General features: G+C 62.9%; 23 protein-coding genes. 9 read left to right on the forward strand and 14 right to left on the reverse strand.

The window, feature by feature from the left end:
- Nucleotides 1–7 precede the first annotated feature (7 nt).
- The 4 genes from ugpB (at nucleotide 8) to ugpC (ending at nucleotide 4,216) form a co-directional block, all read left to right on the forward strand.
- A complete protein-coding gene (gene ugpB / locus NKH42_RS08205) occupies nucleotides 8–1,318 on the forward strand; it encodes a sn-glycerol-3-phosphate ABC transporter substrate-binding protein UgpB (protein ID WP_352691037.1) in 1,311 nt (436 codons plus the stop codon).
- An 81-nt stretch (nucleotides 1,319–1,399) separates the two neighbouring features.
- Nucleotides 1,400–2,284 (forward strand): sn-glycerol-3-phosphate ABC transporter permease UgpA, encoded by an 885-nt coding sequence (gene ugpA, locus NKH42_RS08210; RefSeq protein ID WP_352691050.1) that lies wholly within the window; start codon nucleotides 1,400–1,402, stop codon nucleotides 2,282–2,284.
- An 8-nt stretch (nucleotides 2,285–2,292) separates the two neighbouring features.
- On the forward strand, nucleotides 2,293–3,141 hold the full coding sequence (ugpE, locus tag NKH42_RS08215; RefSeq protein ID WP_254816666.1) for a sn-glycerol-3-phosphate ABC transporter permease UgpE: 849 nt from the start codon (nucleotides 2,293–2,295) through the stop codon (nucleotides 3,139–3,141).
- Between the two features lie 7 nt (nucleotides 3,142–3,148).
- Nucleotides 3,149–4,216, forward strand: coding sequence for a sn-glycerol-3-phosphate ABC transporter ATP-binding protein UgpC (gene ugpC, locus NKH42_RS08220; RefSeq protein ID WP_352691036.1), 1,068 nt, complete (start codon nucleotides 3,149–3,151; stop codon nucleotides 4,214–4,216).
- 22 nt (nucleotides 4,217–4,238) lie between these two features.
- On the opposite strand, the gene NKH42_RS08225 is transcribed toward ugpC, so the two are convergent.
- The 3 genes from NKH42_RS08225 to NKH42_RS08235 all read right to left on the reverse strand — a co-directional run bounded on the left by NKH42_RS08225 (nucleotide 4,239) and on the right by NKH42_RS08235 (nucleotide 8,074).
- On the reverse strand, nucleotides 4,239–5,321 hold the full coding sequence (locus tag NKH42_RS08225) for an ABC transporter ATP-binding protein (protein WP_352505106.1): 1,083 nt from the start codon (nucleotides 5,319–5,321) through the stop codon (nucleotides 4,239–4,241).
- Nucleotides 5,318–6,901, reverse strand: coding sequence for an ABC transporter permease (locus tag NKH42_RS08230; protein ID WP_352505107.1), 1,584 nt, complete (start codon nucleotides 6,899–6,901; stop codon nucleotides 5,318–5,320). Before NKH42_RS08230 ends, NKH42_RS08225 begins: the two co-directional genes overlap by 4 nt.
- A gap of 165 nt (nucleotides 6,902–7,066) precedes the next feature.
- Nucleotides 7,067–8,074, reverse strand: coding sequence for an iron ABC transporter substrate-binding protein (locus tag NKH42_RS08235; protein ID WP_352505108.1), 1,008 nt, complete (start codon nucleotides 8,072–8,074; stop codon nucleotides 7,067–7,069).
- 199 nt (nucleotides 8,075–8,273) lie between these two features.
- Here NKH42_RS08235 and NKH42_RS08240 point away from each other — a divergent pair, with 199 nt between their 5' ends.
- Entirely contained in the window at nucleotides 8,274–8,816 is a 543-nt protein-coding gene (locus tag NKH42_RS08240; protein ID WP_352476289.1) for a sigma-70 family RNA polymerase sigma factor, read from the forward strand.
- Between the two features lie 2 nt (nucleotides 8,817–8,818).
- Nucleotides 8,819–9,457 (forward strand): NrsF family protein, encoded by a 639-nt coding sequence (locus NKH42_RS08245; RefSeq protein ID WP_352505109.1) that lies wholly within the window; start codon nucleotides 8,819–8,821, stop codon nucleotides 9,455–9,457.
- Between the two features lie 9 nt (nucleotides 9,458–9,466).
- Here the strand turns inward: NKH42_RS08245 and NKH42_RS08250 are convergent, their stop codons facing one another.
- The 7 genes from NKH42_RS08250 to NKH42_RS08280 form a co-directional block, all read right to left on the reverse strand.
- Nucleotides 9,467–10,345, reverse strand: coding sequence for a 3-hydroxybutyryl-CoA dehydrogenase (locus NKH42_RS08250; RefSeq protein ID WP_352476291.1), 879 nt, complete (start codon nucleotides 10,343–10,345; stop codon nucleotides 9,467–9,469).
- Nucleotides 10,346–10,459: 114 nt separating this feature from the next.
- Nucleotides 10,460–11,389: an electron transfer flavoprotein subunit alpha/FixB family protein gene (locus NKH42_RS08255; RefSeq protein WP_352751158.1), complete on the reverse strand. Its 930-nt coding sequence runs from the start codon at nucleotides 11,387–11,389 to the stop codon at nucleotides 10,460–10,462.
- Between the two features lie 18 nt (nucleotides 11,390–11,407).
- Nucleotides 11,408–12,157 carry an electron transfer flavoprotein subunit beta/FixA family protein gene (locus tag NKH42_RS08260; protein WP_352476294.1) on the reverse strand — a complete coding sequence of 250 codons (750 nt, stop codon included), beginning with the start codon at nucleotides 12,155–12,157 and terminating at the stop codon, nucleotides 11,408–11,410.
- 206 nt (nucleotides 12,158–12,363) lie between these two features.
- Nucleotides 12,364–13,167 (reverse strand): rhomboid family intramembrane serine protease, encoded by an 804-nt coding sequence (locus NKH42_RS08265; protein ID WP_352691033.1) that lies wholly within the window; start codon nucleotides 13,165–13,167, stop codon nucleotides 12,364–12,366.
- 22 nt (nucleotides 13,168–13,189) lie between these two features.
- Entirely contained in the window at nucleotides 13,190–13,771 is a 582-nt protein-coding gene (locus NKH42_RS08270) for a cob(I)yrinic acid a,c-diamide adenosyltransferase (protein WP_254816675.1), read from the reverse strand.
- A gap of 25 nt (nucleotides 13,772–13,796) precedes the next feature.
- Nucleotides 13,797–13,988, reverse strand: a complete 192-nt coding sequence (locus NKH42_RS08275) for a twin transmembrane helix small protein (protein ID WP_352505113.1) — start codon at nucleotides 13,986–13,988, stop codon at nucleotides 13,797–13,799.
- A gap of 23 nt (nucleotides 13,989–14,011) precedes the next feature.
- The gene (locus tag NKH42_RS08280) at nucleotides 14,012–14,878 is read right to left on the reverse strand and encodes an SDR family oxidoreductase (RefSeq protein ID WP_352691031.1); all 867 of its coding nucleotides are present in this window, start codon (nucleotides 14,876–14,878) and stop codon (nucleotides 14,012–14,014) included.
- A gap of 57 nt (nucleotides 14,879–14,935) precedes the next feature.
- Here NKH42_RS08280 and NKH42_RS08285 point away from each other — a divergent pair, with 57 nt between their 5' ends.
- On the forward strand, nucleotides 14,936–15,787 hold the full coding sequence (locus NKH42_RS08285) for a YihY/virulence factor BrkB family protein (protein WP_254816677.1): 852 nt from the start codon (nucleotides 14,936–14,938) through the stop codon (nucleotides 15,785–15,787).
- A 44-nt stretch (nucleotides 15,788–15,831) separates the two neighbouring features.
- Here NKH42_RS08285 and NKH42_RS08290 read toward each other — a convergent pair whose 3' ends face one another.
- On the reverse strand, nucleotides 15,832–16,707 hold the full coding sequence (locus NKH42_RS08290; RefSeq protein ID WP_352691029.1) for a DMT family transporter: 876 nt from the start codon (nucleotides 16,705–16,707) through the stop codon (nucleotides 15,832–15,834).
- 149 nt (nucleotides 16,708–16,856) lie between these two features.
- Nucleotides 16,857–17,732 carry a tRNA glutamyl-Q(34) synthetase GluQRS gene (gene gluQRS, locus NKH42_RS08295; RefSeq protein ID WP_352691027.1) on the reverse strand — a complete coding sequence of 292 codons (876 nt, stop codon included), beginning with the start codon at nucleotides 17,730–17,732 and terminating at the stop codon, nucleotides 16,857–16,859.
- A 122-nt stretch (nucleotides 17,733–17,854) separates the two neighbouring features.
- Here gluQRS and NKH42_RS08300 point away from each other — a divergent pair, with 122 nt between their 5' ends.
- Together NKH42_RS08300 and NKH42_RS08305 are read left to right on the forward strand one after the other, a co-directional pair.
- Nucleotides 17,855–18,496: a DNA-3-methyladenine glycosylase family protein gene (locus tag NKH42_RS08300; RefSeq protein ID WP_254816680.1), complete on the forward strand. Its 642-nt coding sequence runs from the start codon at nucleotides 17,855–17,857 to the stop codon at nucleotides 18,494–18,496.
- Between the two features lie 129 nt (nucleotides 18,497–18,625).
- Nucleotides 18,626–19,183, forward strand: a complete 558-nt coding sequence (locus NKH42_RS08305; RefSeq protein WP_254816681.1) for an HNH endonuclease — start codon at nucleotides 18,626–18,628, stop codon at nucleotides 19,181–19,183.
- Between the two features lie 145 nt (nucleotides 19,184–19,328).
- On the opposite strand, the gene NKH42_RS08310 is transcribed toward NKH42_RS08305, so the two are convergent.
- Together NKH42_RS08310 and NKH42_RS08315 are read right to left on the reverse strand one after the other, a co-directional pair.
- Nucleotides 19,329–19,847, reverse strand: a complete 519-nt coding sequence (locus tag NKH42_RS08310; RefSeq protein ID WP_352691025.1) for a disulfide bond formation protein B — start codon at nucleotides 19,845–19,847, stop codon at nucleotides 19,329–19,331.
- Nucleotides 19,848–19,866: 19 nt separating this feature from the next.
- Entirely contained in the window at nucleotides 19,867–20,454 is a 588-nt protein-coding gene (locus tag NKH42_RS08315; protein WP_023721063.1) for a YqaA family protein, read from the reverse strand.
- Between the last annotated feature and the right edge of the window lie 18 nt (nucleotides 20,455–20,472).

A 20,472-nucleotide genomic window follows, 5' to 3' on the forward strand; every position in this document is an offset into this window, starting at 1 on the left:
ATGAAACATGAAGTTCTTCGGCTTTGCGGCCGGTATCGCCGCCACCGTGACCCTGCTTTCCACCACCTCCGCCTTCGCCGTCACGCAGATCAGCTGGTGGCACGCCATGACCGGCGCCAACGCCGAGGTCGTCGCCAAGATCTCCAAGGATTTCAACGCCAGCCAGAGCGAATATGAGCTCGTTCCGGTGTTCAAGGGCACCTATCCGGAGACGCTGAATGCCGGCATCGCTGCCTTTCGTGCCGGGCAAGCGCCCGATATCCTCCAGGTGTTCGACGTCGGCACCGGCGTGATGATGGCGGCCGAGGGTGCGATAAAGCCGGTGGCCGATGTGATGACCGGCGCCGGGATGACTTTCGACAAGAGCCAGTATCTGCCCGGCATCGTCGGCTATTATTCCAAGCCGGACGGCACCATGCTGTCCTTCCCCTATAACTCCTCCTCGCCGATCCTCTACTACAACAAGGACATCTTCCAGAAGGCAGGCCTCGACGTGAACAATCCGCCCAAGACCTGGAACGAGGTTTGGGAAGCCGCCAAGAAGATCAAAACGAGCGGCGCCGCCTCTTGCGGCTATACCTCGACCTGGCTGACCTGGATCCATCTGGAGAATTTCGCGGCGTGGAATGACGTGCCTTGGGCGACCCAGCAGAATGGCCTGGCCGGCGGCGACGTCGAACTCAAGATCAATGCGCCGATTTTCGTCAACCACTTCCAGGCGCTCGCCGACCTGGCCAAGGACGGCACGTTCAAATATGGCGGACGCACCTCCGAAGCCAAGCAGATATTCCTCGCCGGCGAATGCGGCATCTTCACCGAATCGTCGGGCGGCCTCGGCGATATCGTCAAGTCCGGCATGAATTATGGCATCGGCCAGCTTCCCTACGACAGTGACGCCAAGGGTGCCCCGCAGAACACAACGCCGGGCGGTGCCAGCCTATGGGTGTTCGGCAACAAGTCGGACGAGGAATACAAGGGCGTTGCCGCCTTCTTTGCCTATCTGTCCAAGACTGATGTGCAGGAATACCTGCACCAGAAGTCGGGATACCTGCCTGTGACGCTCGCCGCGTACGAGGCGACCAAGAAATCAGGCTTCTATGAAAAGAACCCCGGCCGCGAGACACCCATCCTGCAGATGATCGGCAAGCCGCCGACCGACAATTCGAAGGGCGTGCGCCTGCCGAATCTGCCGCAGGTGCGCGATATCCAGAACGAGGAGCTGGAGAAGATGCTGGCCGGCCAGCAAACCGCCCAGCAGGCCCTCGACAATGCGGTCGCGCGCGGCGACGCCGCAATCAAGGAAGCCCTGGACAACTAACGAGATCGTCTCGGTCAGTCGGTTGGAATATCGCCCACGCGCGCGCGTGTGGGCGATGCCTGGATAGCGAGGGAAATCAGCCTGTCTCCACGCGTCGTCTTTCCCAACAATATCCTGCCCTACCTGCTGGTGGCGCCACAGCTCGCCATAACCCTGGTTTTCTTCTACTGGCCGGCCGGTCAGGCGCTTTACCAGTCGATGCTCAGGCAAGACCCGTTCGGGCTGAAGAGCAGGTTCGTCTGGTTTGCCAATTTCCGGAAGGTGCTGGCCGATCCGGCCTATCTCAACTCGATCAAGGTCACGGTGGTGTTCTCGCTTGCGACCGCGATCGTTGCCATGGTTGCGGCCCTGCTGCTCGCGGTTATGGCCGAGAAGGCCATGCGCGGCAAAGGCCTCTACCGCACACTGTTGATATGGCCTTATGCCGTGGCGCCGGCGATTGCCGGCATGCTGTGGCTGTTTCTGTTCAACCCTTCGATAGGCTCGTTGGCCTATTTGCTGAGAAGCCTCGGCATCGCATGGGACCCACTGCTCAACGGCACCCACGCCATGATCCTGCTGGTGTCGGCGGCTGCCTGGAAGCAGATCAGCTACAATTTCCTGTTCTTCGTCGCCGGCCTGCAGGCGGTGCCGAAAACGCTGATCGAAGCGGCGGCCATGGACGGCGCCGGCGAAACCAAGCGCTTCTGGACCATCGTCTTCCCGCTGCTTGCGCCGACAACCTTTTTCCTGCTGGTCGTCAACACCGTCTATGCCCTGTTCGACACGTTCGGCATCGTTCATGCCGTCACCGGCGGCGGGCCGGGCAAGACGACCGAGACGCTGGTCTACAAGGTCTACAATGACGGCTTTGTCAATCTGATCCTGGGCGACTCGGCGGCGCAGTCGGTCATTTTGATGGCTATCGTCATCGCGCTCACAGCGATCCAGTTCCGCTATGTGGAACGCAAAGTCCACTACGGCTGAGGGCAGCGATGATCGGCCAGTCCCCGCTCCGCACCTTCATCGCCCATGCCGTGCTCATCCTCGGCATATTGATCGTGGCTTTTCCGATCTACTACACCTTCGTTGCCTCGACGCACACGCTGCAAACGATCCTCAGGCCGCCGCTGCCGCTCTTGCCGGGCGGCCAGCTATGGAACAACTACAGTGAGGCGCTGTTCGGCGGCATCGGCCGTATCGGCGGGGTCAGCGTCGGCAGGCTGCTCCTCAACACCACGATCATGGCGCTCGGCGTTGCGGTCGGAAAGATCTTCATCTCGATCCTGTCGGCCTACGCGATCGTGTTCTTTCGCTTTCCGCTGCGCATGACCTTCTTCTGGCTGATCTTCATCACCTTGATGCTTCCAGTCGAGGTGCGCATCCTGCCGACCTACAAGGTGATGGTCGATCTCGGCATGATCGACACCTATGCCGGCCTGATCGTCCCGCTGATCGCCTCAGCCACCGCAACGCTGCTGTTTCGCCAGTTCTTCATGACCATACCGGGCGAATTGGTCGAGGCGGCGCGTGTCGACGGTGCCGGGCCATGGCGCTTCTTCTTCGATATCCTCCTGCCGCTGTCGCGGACAAACATCGCCGCGCTGTTCGTGATCCTCTTTATCTATGGCTGGACGCAGTATCTTTGGCCGCTGCTCGTCACCAACAGCAACGACATGAACACCATCGTCATCGCGCTGAGAAAGATGGTTTCGTTCGCCGACGCCGACACCCAATGGCACCTCGTGATGGTCACGGCAATGCTGGCCATCGTGCCACCGATCCTCGTCGTGGTGATGATGCAACGCTGGTTCGTGCGCGGCCTGGTCGAATCCGAAAAGTGAGACTCTGATGGCGACCGTCGATCTGAAGGACGTGAAGAAGGTCTATCCCAGCGGCGTCGAAGCCGTGAAGGGCGTCTCCATCGCCATTCCCGACAAGGAGCTTTGCGTGCTGGTCGGGCCGTCAGGTTGCGGTAAGTCCACGCTGCTGAGGATGATCGCCGGGTTGGAGACCATTTCGGCCGGTACAGTCGCCATCGACGGCAAGGTGGTCAACGCCATCGGCCCGACCGAGCGCGACATCGCCATGGTGTTCCAGAATTACGCGCTCTACCCACATATGAAGGTCTATGACAACATGGCCTATGGCCTGCGCAACCGCGGCACGCCGAAGGACGAGATCGATAGCAGGGTACGCTCGACGGCCAAGGTGCTGGAGCTTTCGGCGCTGCTCGACCGGCGCCCGCGCGAGCTTTCAGGCGGTCAGCGCCAGCGCGTCGCCATGGGTCGCGCCATCGTGCGCAACCCGAAGGTCTTCCTGTTCGACGAACCACTGTCCAACCTCGATGCGAAATTGCGCGGGCAGATGCGCATCGAGATCAAGAATCTGCAGCGCTCGCTTGGCGTCACCTCGGTTTATGTCACGCACGACCAGCTTGAGGCGATGACGCTGGCCGACATCCTCGTCGTCATGAACGCCGGACTGGTCGAGCAGACCGGCGCTCCGCTTGATGTGTACGAGAAACCGGCTTCGACCTTCGTCGCTTCGTTCATAGGCGCACCGCCGATGAATCTGCTGGCGCTCACAGGGGCCTCCCCAAGCTCGGTATTGGCCGACGGTACGGTGATTGGCTTGGCGCCTCGACAGGGCAAGGTGGTGACACTAGGCTTTCGTCCGGAGGACGCCGATATCACCTTCGCGGCAGAGGCGCCGGCCGGCGCGCTCGCGCTGCCTGCGACAGTGGAAGCGGTCGAACCGGTCGGTGCCGAAAGCTTTCTCCATTGCGTGGCAGCCGGCAGCCGCATCGTGGTGCGCGTCTCAGGCCGCGCCAACGCCAAGCCAGGTGACCGATTGCGCGTCGTGGCCAGGTCCGAAACGCTGCATTGGTTCGATCAGGCGGGCAAACGGGTCGATTGAAATCGGCCTTGCGCAAAACCGTTCAGGCAAACACATGCGCCTTGCCCGACACGGTCAGCCGCACGATCTCGCCGACCGCCGGCGCGTCCATGCCCGGCTTGCGCAGGATCAATGGCGTGTTGCCGATGGCGGCCGCGTCGGGCGGATCGGGACTGTTCAAGAGACGCACGGCGATGGTGCACATCGAGCCGGCGAACTCGGATTCCGTGACCTCGCCGAACAGCATGTCCGGCGTGCCCGACATGCCTTCACGCGAGGTTCGTTTCAGCAGCACCTGCTCGGGCCGCAGCATGATGCGGGCAATGTCGCGCCGCTCGGTGCTGTCGACGGCGATGCGGCCGAGCGGCGAGGTAGCGAAGCCATCGGCGATCCTGGCCGGCAAGACGATGGCGTCGCCGAGGAACTCGGCGATCATCCTGTCCTTCGGCCTGAAATAGAGCTCGCGCGGCGTGCCGATCTGCGAGAATTTGCCGTCGCGCATCACCGCGACCTGGCTGGCGAATGACAGCGCCTCGGCCTGATCATGGGTGACCAGGATGGTGGTGATGCCGGCGGTTTCAAGGAGCTCGGCCACGGCCTTGCGCATCGAGGCGCGCAGGCCGGTGTCGAGCGCCGAGAACGGCTCGTCGAGCAGCATCAGCCGCGGCTTCATGGCCATGGCGCGGGCGAGCGCGACGCGCTGCTGCTGGCCGCCGGAGAGTTCGTGCGGACGGCGCTTCAGGATACCTTTGTCCAGCCCGACGACATAGGCGAGCTCGGCGATGCGCTCGCTGCGCTTTTCCTCGTGACGCCCCATGCCGAAGCCGATATTGGCGGCGATGCTCAGATGCGGGAACAGAGCGCCGTCCTGCGCCACCAGCCCGATGCCGCGGCGATGCGCCGGCACGGCCGTGTCGCCATCGGCCAGCATCTCGCCATCGAGCACGATGCGGCCCTGGTCCGGCGCCTCGAAGCCGGCGATCAGCCGCAGCAACGTGGTCTTGCCGCAACCGGATGGCCCGACAATTGCCGTACGGCTGCCGCTGGCCACGCTGAGGTCGACGCCGGCAAGTGCTGCGACGGGGCCGTAGTGCTTGTGGATGCCGCTCAGCTCGAGAAAGCTCATCGCCCGGCCATCCGCTTCGACTGGACGTAGAGCAGCCAGGTCAAAGGCAGCGACATCGCCACCATGATCAGGGCATAAGGCGCCGCCGACGCATAGTCGATCTCGCCGCTATAGGACCAGAACGCCATGGCCAGCGTGCGGGTGCCGTTGGGCGCCAGCATTTGGGTTGCGGTCAATTCGTTCATGATACCAAGGGCAACCAACGCCATGCCGGCTGCGGCGCCCGGCGCCGACAGGCGGATGGTCGTCGACCACAGCGCCTTGAGCGGCGACCGGCCGAGGCTGGAGGCGGCGCGTTCGAGCTCGACTGGCGCCTGTGCTATCGACGCCCTGAGGCTAATCAGGGCGCGCGGCAGGAACATCAGCGCATAGGCGACCAGGATGGTGAACAGGGTCTGGTAGAGCGGCATGGCGACACGCACGGCGATGGTGACCAGCGCCAGGGCGATGACAACGCCGGGCAACGCGCCGACGATATAGTTGCAGCCCTCCAGGACGCGTTGCAGCCGCCCCGGTGCGCGGATCGAAATCCACGCCATCGGCATTGCCGCGACGGTGGCGAGCAGCGCCCCGGCAATCGCCAGGAACAGCGTTTGGCCAAGCGCCAGGCCGATCTCGTCGAGCCGCCAGACATCGGCGCCGCCGGCCATGAGCCAGCGGCCGATGGTGGCGAACGGCACGCCGAGCGCCAGTAGCGTGGTAATGGCAGGCAGCAGCAGGCAAGGAATGGTGGCGCGCCCAAGGCTCGTGCGCTGCTGCTGGCGCGCGGCACCCGAACCGACGCGGGCATAGCGCTCTTCGCCGCGCACCAGCACCTCCAGCCCGAGCAGCACAAGGCAGCAGGTCACCAGCACGCCGGCCAGCATGTTGGCGGCGGGACCGTTGAAGGTCGACTGAAACTGGTCGACGATCGCGGTGGTGAAGGTGTCGAAGCGGATGAAGACATAGAGCCCGTATTCGGCCAGGAGGTGCAGGCCGACCAGCAGCGAGCCGCCGCAAATGGCGAGTCGGAGCTGCGGCAGCACGACACGCCGAAACACGCGCCATGGGCCAAGCCCGAGGGCCGCTGCTGCATCTTCGAGAGCGGGATCGAGCCGGCGCAAAGCTGCCGCTATCGGCAGATAGAGGAACGGGAAATAAGCGATGACGGATACAAGCACGCCGGCCCACAGGCCGTGCAGTCTGGGCGCCATGGTGATCCAGGCGTAACTGTGGACGAAGGCGGGAATGGCGAGCGGCGCCACCGACAACCAGGCCCATAGGCGGGCCCCCGGCAGATCGCTGCGCTCGGTGAGCCAGGCCAGCGCCACCGACAGCACGATCGAAATCGGCACGGTCAGCACCACCAGCAGACTGGTGTTGACCAGAAGTTCGCCGACGCGCGGCCTGAACACCAGCGCCACCACTGTTTCCCAGCCAGTCTGCACCGCCACCCAGACGATGAAGGCAAGTGGCAGCAGCGCGAAAAGCGAGACAAAGACGGCAGCCAGCGCAATCCATGAGACCGACCAACGACGTGCCCGCACGGCCGTGGTATCGGCTGGCAAGCCTGAAGGTGCGAGATCGATCGCCGACTGCATCAGATCAGACGTTGTGCCGTTTCCGCCCGAAGGCGGAAACAATCGTCGGCGAATGCGGCGAGCAGCTTGTGGTCATGGACAAATGCCATCTTGAAAACAGAGCGCTCCCGCGGAAAGCGAATTCCACAGGAGCGCAGTCGGTTGCCCTTTTAGGACGAACGCCGGCTAAAGCAAGCCGGCCGCCGTCATCAGGTCGGTCACCTTCTTCGAGTTCAGCGTCGTCGGGTCGACTTTCGGCGCCTGCAGATCGGCTAGCGGCACCAGCTTCGGATTGGACTCGGCGCCCTTGCCGACTGCGTATTCGAACGAATCGCCTGTCTTCAGTACGTCCTGGCCGCCCTTGCCGGTGACCCATTTCAGGAAAGCCTGCGCTTCCTTCGGGTGCTTGCTCGACGCCAGCACGCCACCGCCGGAAACCGAGACGAAAGCGCCGGGATCCTGGTGCTTGAAATAGTGCAGCTCGACGTTCTTGCTGTTCTCGCCGGTCTTGGCCTGATCGCCGTAATAGTAATAGTGATAGATCACGCCGCCTTCGACCTCGCCGGCATTGACCGCCTTCATCACCGTGCTGTTGCCCTTATAGGCGGTAAAATTCTCCTTCATCGCCTTTAGCCATTCGGCCGTCGCTGCCTCACCCTTGAGCTGCAGAAACGCGCTGACGATCGCCTGGAAATCGGCGCCGGAGGGCGAAGCGGCCCAACGGCCCTTCCAGCTCGGATCGGCGAGATCGAGAAGCGATTTGGGCAGCTGGTCGGCGGCCAGCTTGGTCTTGTTGTAGGCAAAGACCGTGCTGCGCGCCGCGACGCCGACCCATTTGCCGCTCGCCGGCTGGTACTCCTGCGGAACCTGGGCCAGCGTCTCGGTGTCGACCGGTGCGAACAGGCCGGCCGCCTCGACTAATGCCATGGCCGGCGAATTCTCCGTCAGGAATACATCGGCGGGCGAAGCGGTGCCTTCCGCAACGATCTGATTGGAGAAATCGCTGTCGCCGCCATTGCGGACGGTAACCTTGATGCCGGTTTCCTTGGTGAATCCCTCCGCCCAGGCCTTGGTCAGGTTTTCGTGCTGGGCGTTGTAGACGACGATGCCCTCGTCCTCTGCTATTGCCGGGCCGGCGATCAGGCTGATTGCAAGTGCTGTCGCACCGGCAAGGGCGGAAAGAGCGTATTTCATGGCGTCGTCCTCGATTTCGATGGTCGTTGGCTTGGCACGCTGCACCTACCAATACATGACTAGCGCAGTCAACATTGCTGGCCCACTCAATTGCTCAAAAGGGAAACTTTCGTGATGCTCAGCTAATTGCCTTGGACATTATTTCGCCGGCCCCGTAACAAATCAGCGCCGAGACGCGAATATCGGGGAGTGAACTCTTGTGAGCGGCAAGGACGAAGCCGAGCTTTCACGGCTGCTGCGGGCCGCGATCGCTGGAGACGAAAGGGCCTATGCCGACTTTCTGCACCGGATCGCCGCGCTCGTTCGTGGCTTTGCCCGGCGCAAGATCGTGCAGGGTGGGGTGGATCCCGAGGATGTCGTGCAGGAAACCTTGCTGGCCATTCATGTGAAACGACACACCTGGCGCCATAATGCGCCGGTGCTGCCTTGGGTCTATGCAATAGCCCGCTTCAAGCTGATCGACGCATTCCGGCGGCGCGGCCGGCGGATCGAGGTCGAGATCGACGAAATCGCCGAGACCTTTGCCGAGCCGGAATCGGAGACGGTGAGCGAGCGCGACGTCAACCGGGCGCTCGACAGCCTGTCGCCGGCACAGCGTTCCGTCGTCTCGGCCGTATCGGTCGAAGGCCGTTCGATCGGCGAGACGGCGGCCAAATTCGGCATCAGCGAGACGGCGGTGCGGGTGTCACTGCACCGCGGGCTTGCCGCCATTGCCAAACGGTTCGGGGCGGGGCGGGAATAAAAATGAGGACTGAAGATCTCATCAAGGCGCTCGACGCCGATGCCCGCAGCAAGGCGCTGCCGCTGGGCGCCGCCTGGTGGCTTGCCGCCGGTTCGGCCATGGTGATCGCGGCGGCGATTTTCTGGCTGACGATCGGCCCGCGCCCCGACATTGCGATCGCCATGCACACGATGCGGTTCCTGTCCAAATTCGTCTTCACGATCGCTCTTTCGGTCAGCGCCTTTGCCCTGGTGCATGCGCTGTCGACGCCCGGTGCATCGACCCGCCGAGCGGCAAGCTGGATGATCGCCGCCCCGCTGCTGGTGATTGTGGCCGTGATTCTCGAACTCTTCGCCGTGCCTGCGTCCGACTGGGGCACACGCCTGGTCGGCACGAACCTGGTCATCTGCCTGACCTTCATTCCGTTGATCGGGATCGGCCCGCTTGCCGTCTTTCTCGCGGTCCTGCGCCATGGCGCGCCGACAAGGCCGGTGCTTGCCGGTGCGGCCGCGGGCCTGCTTGCCGGCGGGCTGGCGGCGACCTTCTATGCGGCGCATTGCTTCGACGATTCGCCGCTTTTCGTCGCCACCTGGTACACGATTGCGGTCGCCATCCTTGCCGTGCTCGGGGCGCTCGGCGGACGACTTTTTGTGCGCTGGTAGCGATAAGAATCAGCGTGTCGGAACGGGATGCTCGCCGCGATAGTCGTAAAAGCCGCGCCCGGTCTTGCGTCCGAGCCAGCCGGCCTCGACATATTTGACCAGCAGCGGGCAGGGGCGGTATTTCGAATCCGACAGTCCGTCATGCAGCACCTGCATGATCGACAGGCAGGTATCGAGCCCGATGAAATCGGCAAGCTGCAGCGGCCCCATCGGATGGTTGGCGCCGAGCTTCATGGCGGTATCGATGGCGTCGACCGAGCCGACACCTTCATAGAGCGTGTAGATCGCCTCGTTGATCATCGGCAGCAGGATGCGGTTGACGATGAAGGCCGGGAAATCCTCCGAGACGGTGATCGTCTTGTCGAGCTGCTTCACATAGGTTTTTGCCGCCTCGAAGGTCTGGTCCTCGGTGGCGATGCCGCGCACCAGTTCGACCAGCTTCATCACCGGAACCGGATTCATGAAATGTATGCCGATGAAGCGTTCCGGCCGGTCGGTCTGCGAAGCCAGCCGTGTGATCGAGATCGATGATGTGTTCGTCGCCAGGATGGCCTCGGGGTTGAGCTGCGGGCAGAGCTGGGCATAAATCTTGCGCTTGACCGTCTCGTCCTCGGTCGCCGCTTCGATCACCAGATCGGCGCCCGCAAGGTCGGCCATGGCCGGCGCCGCCGAAATGCGCGCCATCGCTTCATTGCGCAGCGTTTCCTCGAGCTTGCCGGAGCCGACCTGACGGGCCATGTTGCCGCTGATCGTAGCGATGCCCTTTTCGATGCGGTCGGGCGAAATATCGTAAACCAGCACCTTATAGCCCGCCAGCGCCGACACATGGGCGATGCCGCCGCCCATCTGGCCCGCGCCGATGATGCCGATCGTCTCGATCTTGCTCATTACCCGATCCCGTCGAGGCCTTTGCGGCCCGTTTTTTGTGCAGTGCAAACTAAAAGGGCGGGGCGACTTCGTCTACCCCACCCCTCAGAATTTAATACGCTTTGGCAGAAGGCGTCAAAGCGCCTTTTGCAGTTCCGGCAGAATGACGAAAAGATCGCCGACGAGACCGTAGTCGGCGACCTGGAAGATCGGCGCCTCCTCGTCCTTGTTGATGGCAACGATCACCTTCGAATCCTTCATGCCAGCAAGGTGCTGGATGGCACCGGAGATGCCGACGGCAATATAAAGGTCGGGCGCTACCACCTTGCCGGTCTGGCCCACCTGCCAGTCGTTCGGCGCATAGCCGGCATCGACGGCGGCGCGAGATGCGCCAACCGCCGCACCGAGCTTGTCGGCGACCGGCAGGATGACCTCCTGGAACTTCTCGGAGGAGCCCAGCGCACGGCCACCCGAGATGATGATCTTGGCCGAGGTCAGCTCTGGACGGTCGGTCTCGGAGAGCTTGTTCTCGACAAAACTCGACAGGCCGGGATTGGCCGCCGCCTGAACCGTCTCGACCGGCGCGGAACCACCCTCGGGTGCTGCCTGGAAGGAAGCGGTGCGCACCGTGATAACCTTCTTAGCGTCACTCGACTGCACCGTCTGGATGGCGTTGCCGGCATAGATCGGCCGCTTGAAGGTGTCGGGCGACACGATTTCGATGATTTCCGATATCTGGGCGACATCGAGCAGCGCCGCCACGCGGGGCGCGACGTTCTTGCCCGACGAGGTCGCCGGCGCGATGATCGTCTCGTATGGCTCAGCAAGCGAAACGACTAGTGCCGCCAGCGGTTCGGCGAGACGCTCGGTCAGTTCGTCAGCGTCGGCGAGCAGCACCTTGGTAACGCCCTTGAGCTTGGCGGCTGCGTCCGCTGCCGGCTTGGCATCTTTGCCGGCAACTAGCACATGCACGTCCGAACCGATCTGCAGCGCCGCCGAAAGCGCCTTGGCGGTCTGGTCGGAAAGCGCAGCGTTGTCGTGTTCGGCAATCAGAAGAATTGTCATTTTTTATCCCTTCCTGGCCTACAGCACGCCGGCTTCGTTCTTCAGCTTGTCGACCAGTTCGGCGACGCTCTTGACCTTGACGCCCGCCTTGCGGCCGCCCGGCTCCTCGGTTTTGATCACCTTCAGCCGCGGCTTGACGTCGGCGCCGTAGTCGGCAGGGCTCTTCTCGTCGAGCGGCTTCTTCTTGGCCTTCATGATATTGGGCAGCGACGCGTAGCGTGGCTGGTTCAGGCGCAAATCGGCGGTGACGATTGCCGGCATCTTCAGTTCCAGCGTCTGCAGGCCGCCATCGACTTCGCGCGTCACCGTGGCCTTTTCACCGTCGAGCACGATCTTGGAGGCGAAGGTGCCCTGCGCCCAGCCGAGAAGTGCGGCCAGCATCTGGCCGGTTTGGTTGGAATCGTCGTCGATCGCCTGCTTGCCGAGAATGACAAGGCCGGGCTGTTCTGCCTCGACGACGCCCTTCAGCACCTTGGCGACGCCCAGCGGCTCAGTCTGCTCGTCGGTCTTGACCAGGATGGCGCGGTCGGCGCCCATGGCGAGCGCCGTGCGCAAGGTCTCCTGTGCCTGCTGCGGCCCGATCGACACGACGATGATCTCTTCGGCCTTACCAGCTTCCTTCAGCCGGATCGCCTCTTCCACCGCGATCTCGTCGAACGGGTTCATCGCCATCTTGACGTTGGCGAGTTCCACCGCCGAACCGTCCGCTTTCACCCGGACCTTGACGTTCGCATCCACAACCCGCTTCACGGGCACAAGGATCTTCATTTGCCTGTCACCTCTTTCACGATAGTCTCTCACGCGCGTCGGACGCGCTATAGCAGCGTGCACCTCTTCAGAGTTGTCGAAAGCCGACATTCCGGACGGAATTCTGGTCTTCGCCACGCCAGTAGGGTGGCGCTTGCGTAGTTGCGGCGACGCCGCGCGTCAATATCCGGGCGCACTCGGATCCTCGGCGAAGCACTCAAATCAGTTCAGTCCGGACCGGAAACGCTTCCCCGGCCCCAGCGCGGCGCCTGCTGCGCAGGTTGTGGTTCGCTTGGCGCCGGCTCTACGGCAACGGGCACATGGCCGGCGACCACCACAGTCTCTTCATCCGCAGCGGCGAGCAGCGGCACGCCGCGGCTGCGCAAGACAAGCACCAGCACGGCTCCGGCGATGATGCCGCCGATATGGCAGGCCCAGGAAACCTGATCCTCGCCTCCTTGGGCAAACATGAAGATCTGGAACAGGATCCACAGGATGAGCGGGATGAAAGCCGGGATACGCAACGGGATGCGGGCGAAGGCCAGCACCCACACCTTCACGCGCGGATAAAGGATCAGATAGGCAGCGACGACACCGGCGATGGCGCCCGACGCGCCGATCAGCGGCACTTGCGAATCCCAGGCCACCAGACCCTGGAAGAAAGCGCCGGCAATGGCGCAAAGCAGGTAGAAGATGAGGTAGCGGATGTGGCCGAGTGCATCCTCGACATTGTCGCCGAATACCCACAAGAAAAGCATGTTGCCGCCGAGGTGGAAGATATCCGCGTGCAGGAAGGAATAAGTCAGGTAGCTCAGGCTCTCGGGAATGACGACGAATTGCGGATCGAGCTCGACGCTGTCATGCACGACCGACGGGATGAAGCCGAGGCCCAGCACCGCGGCGTTGGAGAAGTCCTCACCGCCAAGCGTGGTGACAAGGTAGATCAACACATTGAGCGCGATCAGGCCGATGGTCACATATTGCAGCTTGATGTGCCGCAGCCTGTTGGTGTCGTAAAGCGGGATGAACATCGGGTCCCCAACTCGGCGGATTTCAGCGGTTCTTGCCAGGAACCCATAGCACGTCGGCGTTTCCGTTGTCATTGACCGCGCGCGCGGCAACGAACAGGAAGTCCGAGACGCGGTTGATGTACCTTATTGCCTCGCGGTTGACGGGCTCGTTTGGGTCTTGCGACAGCGCCACCATGATGCGCTCGGCGCGGCGCGCGACCGTGCGGGCGAGGTGAAGGGCGGCGGCGGCCGGCGTGCCGCCATTGAGCACGAAGGATTTGAGCGGCTGCAGATTTTTGTTGAGGAGGTCGATGTCCTGTTCGACGCGGTCGGTCTGCGAGGCTACGATGCGCAGCGGCTCGTAGTCCAGCGGCTTGCCATTATCGGGGACTGCCAGATCGGCGCCGAGATCGAAAAGATCGTTCTGGATGCGGCCGAGCATCGCATCGATCGCCGGATTTACTGCCGCTGTATGGATGCGGGCCATGCCGATGCAGGCATTGGCCTCGTCGACCGTGCCGTAGGCGTCGATCCGAAGGTCGGATTTCAGCCGCCGCTCGCCGGAGCCGAGACCGGTGGTGCCGTCGTCGCCAGTGCGGGTGTAGATCTTGTTGAGCTTGACCACGGGGTACCTCCCGACTGGTGCTGCGTCACTTACGGGTGAAATACACCGCCAGCATGATCAGCACCAAGGCCACGAACTGCAGGAGCACGCGCGTCTGCATCAGCTTGTTGGAGGTCATGCTGGAGCCGCCGCGCATCATGTTGATGAGGCCGCGCATCAGCACGATCACCACTGCGACCATGACAAGAACGGCGAGGATGTTGAAGACGGTTGCCATGGTGTGTTCCAGTTGGATTGCGTTCAGGCGCGTTTGGCGAGCAGACGGTAGAGTGCAGATGCCGGCAGGATGCGTTTAAGGATCGCGCCGATCCTGGCCGGCACTGTTACCACATAATGCGGGCGCGGGCGCCGCGACAGAAGCGCATGGTGCAAGGCGGCATAAACCACCTCCGGCCCGGGCTTCAGCCGCGATGTGCTGCCGCCGGCCCGCAGCCGTTTGAGTTGCGCCGCATAGGCGAGGCGATGAACGGAATTCTCGTGATCGATATTCGCCAGGAACCACGCGAGGCTGTTGCTGGCGATCTTCGATTTTACCGGCCCCGGCTCGATCAGCGAAACATGGATGCCGCTACCCCGGAGTTCTTGATAGAGGGACAGCATCAGCCCTTCGATAGCGTGCTTCGATGCCGAGTAGGCGCCGCGAAAAGGCACCGGCGCGAGGCCGAGGATCGATGAGCAATGAACGAGACGACCATGGCCCTGGCGGCGCATCACCGGTACGACGCGGCGAGTGAGATCATGCCAGCCAAAGACATTGGCCTCGAACTGCTGCCGCAAAGCCTCGACCGGCAGGTCCTCGACGGCGCCGGGCTGTCCGTAGGCGCCGTTGTTGAAGAGCGCATCGAGCCGGCCGCCGGTCCGTTCCAGCACCGACGTCACCAGCGCCTCGATCGATCCGGGCTCGGTATAGTCCAGATAGAAGGCCTCAATGCCGTCGGCCTCGAGCGCGGCGATATCCTCGGGCTTTCGGGCCGTTGCGAACACCCGCCAGCCTTCCTTCTTAAGAGCATGGGCGCAATAGGCGCCTATACCGGAAGAGGCACCTGTGACAATGATGGTGCGCAACTCTTTTCCGGGAGGAATGGTGGTTTGACCTAGGGTTGTCATTTACTGCAAACCCTTCCCATATTCGCGGCGTCCGGACAATCGAAGGGAACGCGGTTCTTGTTGCGGAAGATCGTAGCCCTTAAACGCGTCCTCTATGACGCGCTCGGCCATTTCAACACCGACGACGGCTGGGCAATGGCCAGCCATCTGGCGATCACCGCGCTGATGGCGCTTTTTCCTTTCCTGATCTTCGCTACGACGCTGGCGAGTTTTTTCGGCGCGCAGGCTTTCGCCGACACCGCCGTGCACCTTGTGTTCGACACATGGCCCGAGCAGATCGCCAAACCAATCGCGCGCGAAGTGCTCAACGTGCTTACCGTTAGGCGCAGCGACCTGTTGACGTACGGTATCGTGCTTGCCGGATACTTCGCCTCGAACGGCATCGAGGCGCTGCGGACTTCGCTCAACCGTGCCTATCGTGTCTCGGAAACGCGGGGCATCATCTACCGGCGGGTGCAGAGTATCATCTTCGTGCTGATCGCGACGGCGGGGTTTTTGGCGATCAGCGTGCTGCTGGTCTTCGCGCCATTGCTGGCCCGGCTGGCCGAGTCGCATTTCGAATGGATAAAACCCTATATGGGCACGATCACGCTGTGGCGTTACGTCATCGCCTCGGTCGTCATCATCGGCGGCCTGTTCGCCGTGCATTTCTGGTTGCCGGCCGGCAAGCGCCGCTTCGTCTCCATCGTGCCGGGCATCATCTTCACGCTGATCGGCTGGCTTATCGGATCGACCATCTTCGCCGCCTATCTCGATCATTTCTCGTCCTATGTGACGACCTATGCCGGCCTCGCCTCGATTATGATCGCCGTCGTATTCCTCTATATCGTCTCGGCGATTTTCATCCTCGGTGGCGAGCTCAACGCTGCGATCAGCCGCTATTTAGAGGCGCGTGCGAGAGTCGGCTGAGTTAAGCATGATCTTTTCCGAAAACCGGTTCCCACTTTTTGGGATCATGCTTTTGGCGGCTGAGCGGTCGCCAGCCCGACGCCGAGCGTCGCGATCGCCATGCCGGCGATCTGGAGCGGGCTCAATTGCTCACCGAACAACGCCCAGGCGATAACCGCGGTGACGGCCGGCACGAGGTAAAACAGCGAGGCGACCTTCGATATCTCGCCGTCGCGGATCATCACCATCAACAGGAAGATGGCGCCGATCGATAGCACCAGCACGAGCCAGGCCATGGCGAAAATCAGTTCGCCGTTGACGATGACCGTTCGGGTCTCGAAGGCGAGCGAGGCCAAGACCATCACCGATGCGCCGCCGACATATTGCCAGAACGTGGCAGCCACCAGATCACCGCCGGAGGCGAAGCGCTTCTGCCAGATCGTGCCGGCGCTCATGCCGAGCACGGAGACCAGCGAGGCGCCCAATGTTTCGGCCGTCACCCCGCCGCCGAGCGCGCCGAGCTTCGGCCAGAGCACGATCACCACGCCGATCAACCCGAGGCCGAGACCGGCCCAGTGGCGCGGCAGGATGGCCTCGCCCAGAAGCCGACCGGCGAGCACTGCCGTGATCAGCGGCTGCAGGCCGACGATCAAGGCTGAAAGCCCAGCGGGCATGCCCCGGTGGATGGCCCAGAACACGCCGCCGAGATAGACCCCATGCATCAGGATGCCGGCGCCGGTCGCGTGCAGCGCCTCGTCGCGGGTGGCGCGGCTCGAACCAAGTGCGGCCATCAAAGCGACAAGCAGGATTGCGGCCAGGACAAAGCGCGCGGCCAGGAAAGTAAAGGGCTCCGCCCACGGCATGGCATAGCGCGCGCCGATGAAGCCGGTCGCCCACAGGACGACGAAAGAGGCGGGGATGAACCGCTTGAGGCTGTGCATTTTCAGGAGGCCGCGGTGAATTCGGGTGAGGGATCGACTGCGGCGACTGCTTAATGCCGTTCGGGCCGGCAAGCAAAACCAAACGGTTGATCCATAGAGTCATTTGAATTGAAGGAGCGCCATTGATGGCCGTCAGCTCGCCGGTCTAGCTAGAGACCGACCAGCCGCCTAACATCGTCGGGCGAGGCGCCCGCCGCACGCTGGGCGGCAAGGCTGGTATCGCCAAGACTCTTCGAGAGTTTTCGTCCGTCCGGGCCGAGGATCAGGCGATGGTGAAAATAGGCCGGCTGCGGCAGGCCAAGCAGCTGCTGAAGCAGCCGCTGCACGCTGGTCGCGGAATAAAGATCCTGGCCGCGCACGACATGGCTGACGCCCTGCAGCGCGTCATCCACGGTGACGGCGAGGTGATAGCTGGTCGGGATTTCGCGGCGCGCCACGACCACATCGCCCCACTCCTGCGGATGGGCTTCGACACGACGCGCGGCGGAGAGCGTCTCGTCCGTGTATTCGGCCCATGACAGGTCCTTGCCGGCGCGCTCTATTGCCGCATCGATGTTCAACCGCCAGGCAAATGGCACATTTTCAGCGATGCGCCGTTTGCGTTCGCTCGGCGGCAGCGCCTTGTCGGCGGCGGGATAGAGCGGCACGCCGTCCGGGTCGCGCGGCCAGTCGCGGCCGCGCTTTTCGCTGTCGGCGATGAAGGCGCGGATCTCACTTCTGCTCATGAAGGCCGGATAGACAAGCTCCGCTTCGATCAGCCGCTCGAGCATCGCCCGATATTCGGCAAAATGCTCGGACTGGCGGCGCACCGGCTCCTCCCAGCCAAGCCCCAGCCATTTCAGATCGCGAAAAATGCCTGCCTCGAATTCCGGCGTGCAGCGCGTCGTGTCGATGTCCTCGATGCGCAGCAGCAAGCGTCCGCCCACCGCCTTTGCCAATTTCTGATTGAGCAGCGCCGAATAGGCATGGCCGAGATGCAGTTCGCCGTTCGGGCTCGGCGCGAAGCGGAATGTCAGCAGTGTCATTGTCCGGCGGGCAATCGGGTTGTGCGGCGCTTTCGCCAATTGCTACTTTGCGCCGGCAGCGTCGTGCGTCCAGAGGGACACGTGACGAACGTGCGGCACTTTTGATTTTGGAATAAGCAGACATGCAACGCATCGCCAGCCTCGACGACATTGCGCAAGGGCTGGATAGGCTATGCTTGCTCGACCCACGCCTGGAAAAAGTGCGCGGCATGGCCGGCGAGGTGCCGCTCAGGCTGTCGGAGCCGGGGTTCAGGAGCCTTGCTTCCATCGTCGTTTCGCAACAAGTGTCCCGCGCGAGCGCCGATGCCATCTTCGGCCGCCTGACGGAACTGCTCGATCCGCTGACGCCGCAGGCGATCCTTGCCGCCGATGAGGCGATCTTTCGCAACGCGGGACTATCGCGGCCCAAGCAGCGCGGACTGATTGCCGTCGCCCAGGCGGTGGCCGACGGGCTCGACCTCGATCACCTCTGCCGGCTCGATGCAAGCGAGGCTATCGCGGCCATGACCAGGGTGCCGGGCATCGGCCCGTGGACGGCTGAAGTCTACCTTTTGTTTGCCGCCGGACACCCGGACATCTTTCCGGCGCGCGACGTTGCATTGCAGAGCGCGGTCGGCCATGCGCTCGGCATCGACCCGCGTCCGCCGGAGAAAATGCTGATCCGGCTTGCCGAATCATGGAGCCCGTGGCGCGGTGTCGCATCGCGGCTTTTCTGGGCTTATTATCGCGAATTGAAGGGCAGGGATGCCGCGCCTCCGGCCTGAATCCGCAAAAAAGCATTGAAATCATGCGTTTTTGAGACCCGGCATGATCGACAATCCGCTTCACATCCCTGTCATGTCGGGCTTACAGTATCCGCGTCGACCGGTTCTAGGGTGAAGGAGGTCAACGACGTGACGGTTGCCGTATCTCCGGATGGGCTTCCAGCGCTGGTGCTGAATGCGGATTACCGTCCGCTCAGCTATTATCCCCTGTCGCTCTGGTCCTGGCAGGATGCCATCAAGGCGGTGTTCCTCGAGAGGGTGAACATCGTCGCCGAATACGAACACGCCGTCTCTTCGCCGACCTTTTCGATGAAGCTGCCGAGCGTCGTCAGCCTGAAGGCTTACGTGAAGCCGTCGAGGCATCCGGCGTTTACCCGTTTCAACGTCTTCCTGCGCGACCGTTTCCAGTGCCAATATTGCGGCACACCGGACGATCTGACGTTCGACCATGTCATTCCGCGCCATCGCGGCGGCGCCACGACCTGGGAGAATGTCGTCGCTGCCTGTTCCCCCTGCAATCTGAGGAAGGGCGGCATGATGCCGGCCCACGCCAAGATGTGGCCGCTGCAGAAGCCCTACCAGCCGACGGTGCATGATTTGCATAATAACGGCCGGCTGTTCCCGCCCAACCATCTGCACCAAAGCTGGATGGATTATCTGTACTGGGATGTCGAACTCGAACCATAGAGTTCGGCAGAGATCCGCCATGCCGGTCGCCTGACGCAGCTTTCTGCGCTTCCGGCCTTCGCCGGCCGAAGCATTCATGAGCGGTCGTGGCGTGGTAGTGCACTCCGGCCTGACGAATTTCTGAACGAATTCTGCGTTGTGCCACTCAGTCGCGGGCAAAGGCGCCGCGGAACGCGACGGCGGCGAGGACAAAGCTGGCGATGGCATTCCAGCCCGCCAGCGACAGGCCGAGGATGCGAACCGCCGCCTTGTCGCAGGAAGGCGGGACGAATTTGTCGAGCGCGTCGAGCACGCCCTTGCCGCCGGTGTCCACCGGCCCGGCGGCTGCGCTGCAATCGGTCGGGCCCGGCCACCACCCCCATTCGACGCCGGAGTGATAAACGCCGAGATAGACGCCGTAGAGCATCAGCAGGCCGCCAATGGCTAGCAGGCCACGGCTTACCCAGGCTGGCGCCCGAAGCGCCGACGCAAGCACCGCCAGCAGCATCAAGGGCACGCCGACGTAGTAAGGCGTGCGCTGCTCGAGGCAGAGCTTGCAGGGGATGTAGCCGCCGAGATACTGGAAGGCCAGCGCCGAGCCGACCGTGGCGGTCATGGCGACGGCGAGAAACAGGGCGGTGCGCAGCCGCTGGCGTCCGGTATCGGCATTCACGGTCGCTGTCATCGGGCTCAGTCCGTTCGGTTCAGACGGCGTATTTGACGACGATATAGAGCAAAATCAGGGCAGCGGCGCCGGCGCCCGCAATCTGGCCAAGGCGCTTTTCGATGAAGTGGCGGATCGGCTCGCCATAGCGGCGCAACAGCCACGCGAGAAACAGGAAGCGAGCACCGCGCGCCACGATTGCCAGCACGATGAACAGCAGCAAAGGAACACCGATGACGCCCGACAGGATCGTCACAACCTTGATCGGCGGCAGATGGGCGAGGCCGGAGGTGACCAGCATCAGGATGATGAAGCCGACACCCGATGAGACGCGCATCGCCTCGAACTCGTCATATTTGCCATAAAATTCGAGGATCGGCCGCGCCACCGCATCATAGGCATAATGGCCGATGAACCAGCCGGCGATGCCGCCCAGCACCGAGGCGACGGTGGCGACCAGCGCGTAACGATAGGCGCGATCCGGCCGCGACAGCGCCATCGGCAGATAGAGGACGTCGGCCGGCACCAGGAACACCGAGCTCTCGACGAAGGCGATGAAGGCCAGCCACCATTCGGCGGATTTGCTCGCCGCCAGCGACAAGGTCCAGTCGTAAAGTCCGCGAAGCATCGGCACTCCTAATGCACG

The organism is Mesorhizobium sp. M1142 (genome assembly GCF_040318565.1).
Taxonomy (GTDB): domain Bacteria; phylum Pseudomonadota; class Alphaproteobacteria; order Rhizobiales; family Rhizobiaceae; genus Mesorhizobium.

Bases quoted from the DNA above. Each gene is read 5' to 3' on its own strand.
- ugpB (WP_352691037.1), top strand. From the start codon at position 8: ATGAAGTTCTTCGGCTTTGCGGCCGGTATCGCCGCCACCGTGACCCTG.
- ugpE (WP_254816666.1), top strand. From the start codon at position 2,293: ATGATCGGCCAGTCCCCGCTCCGCACCTTCATCGCCCATGCCGTGCTC.
- ugpC (WP_352691036.1), top strand. From the start codon at position 3,149: ATGGCGACCGTCGATCTGAAGGACGTGAAGAAGGTCTATCCCAGCGGC.
- NKH42_RS08225 (WP_352505106.1), bottom strand. From the start codon at position 5,321: ATGAGCTTTCTCGAGCTGAGCGGCATCCACAAGCACTACGGCCCCGTC.
- NKH42_RS08230 (WP_352505107.1), bottom strand. From the start codon at position 6,901: ATGCAGTCGGCGATCGATCTCGCACCTTCAGGCTTGCCAGCCGATACC.
- NKH42_RS08235 (WP_352505108.1), bottom strand. From the start codon at position 8,074: ATGAAATACGCTCTTTCCGCCCTTGCCGGTGCGACAGCACTTGCAATC.
- NKH42_RS08245 (WP_352505109.1), top strand. From the start codon at position 8,819: ATGAGGACTGAAGATCTCATCAAGGCGCTCGACGCCGATGCCCGCAGC.
- NKH42_RS08250 (WP_352476291.1), bottom strand. From the start codon at position 10,345: ATGAGCAAGATCGAGACGATCGGCATCATCGGCGCGGGCCAGATGGGC.
- NKH42_RS08255 (WP_352751158.1), bottom strand. From the start codon at position 11,389: ATGACAATTCTTCTGATTGCCGAACACGACAACGCTGCGCTTTCCGAC.
- NKH42_RS08260 (WP_352476294.1), bottom strand. From the start codon at position 12,157: ATGAAGATCCTTGTGCCCGTGAAGCGGGTTGTGGATGCGAACGTCAAG.
- NKH42_RS08265 (WP_352691033.1), bottom strand. From the start codon at position 13,167: ATGTTCATCCCGCTTTACGACACCAACAGGCTGCGGCACATCAAGCTG.
- NKH42_RS08275 (WP_352505113.1), bottom strand. From the start codon at position 13,988: ATGGCAACCGTCTTCAACATCCTCGCCGTTCTTGTCATGGTCGCAGTG.
- NKH42_RS08280 (WP_352691031.1), bottom strand. From the start codon at position 14,878: ATGACAACCCTAGGTCAAACCACCATTCCTCCCGGAAAAGAGTTGCGC.
- NKH42_RS08290 (WP_352691029.1), bottom strand. From the start codon at position 16,707: ATGCACAGCCTCAAGCGGTTCATCCCCGCCTCTTTCGTCGTCCTGTGG.
- gluQRS (WP_352691027.1), bottom strand. From the start codon at position 17,732: ATGACACTGCTGACATTCCGCTTCGCGCCGAGCCCGAACGGCGAACTG.
- NKH42_RS08300 (WP_254816680.1), top strand. From the start codon at position 17,855: ATGCAACGCATCGCCAGCCTCGACGACATTGCGCAAGGGCTGGATAGG.
- NKH42_RS08310 (WP_352691025.1), bottom strand. From the start codon at position 19,847: ATGACAGCGACCGTGAATGCCGATACCGGACGCCAGCGGCTGCGCACC.
- NKH42_RS08315 (WP_023721063.1), bottom strand. From the start codon at position 20,454: ATGCTTCGCGGACTTTACGACTGGACCTTGTCGCTGGCGGCGAGCAAA.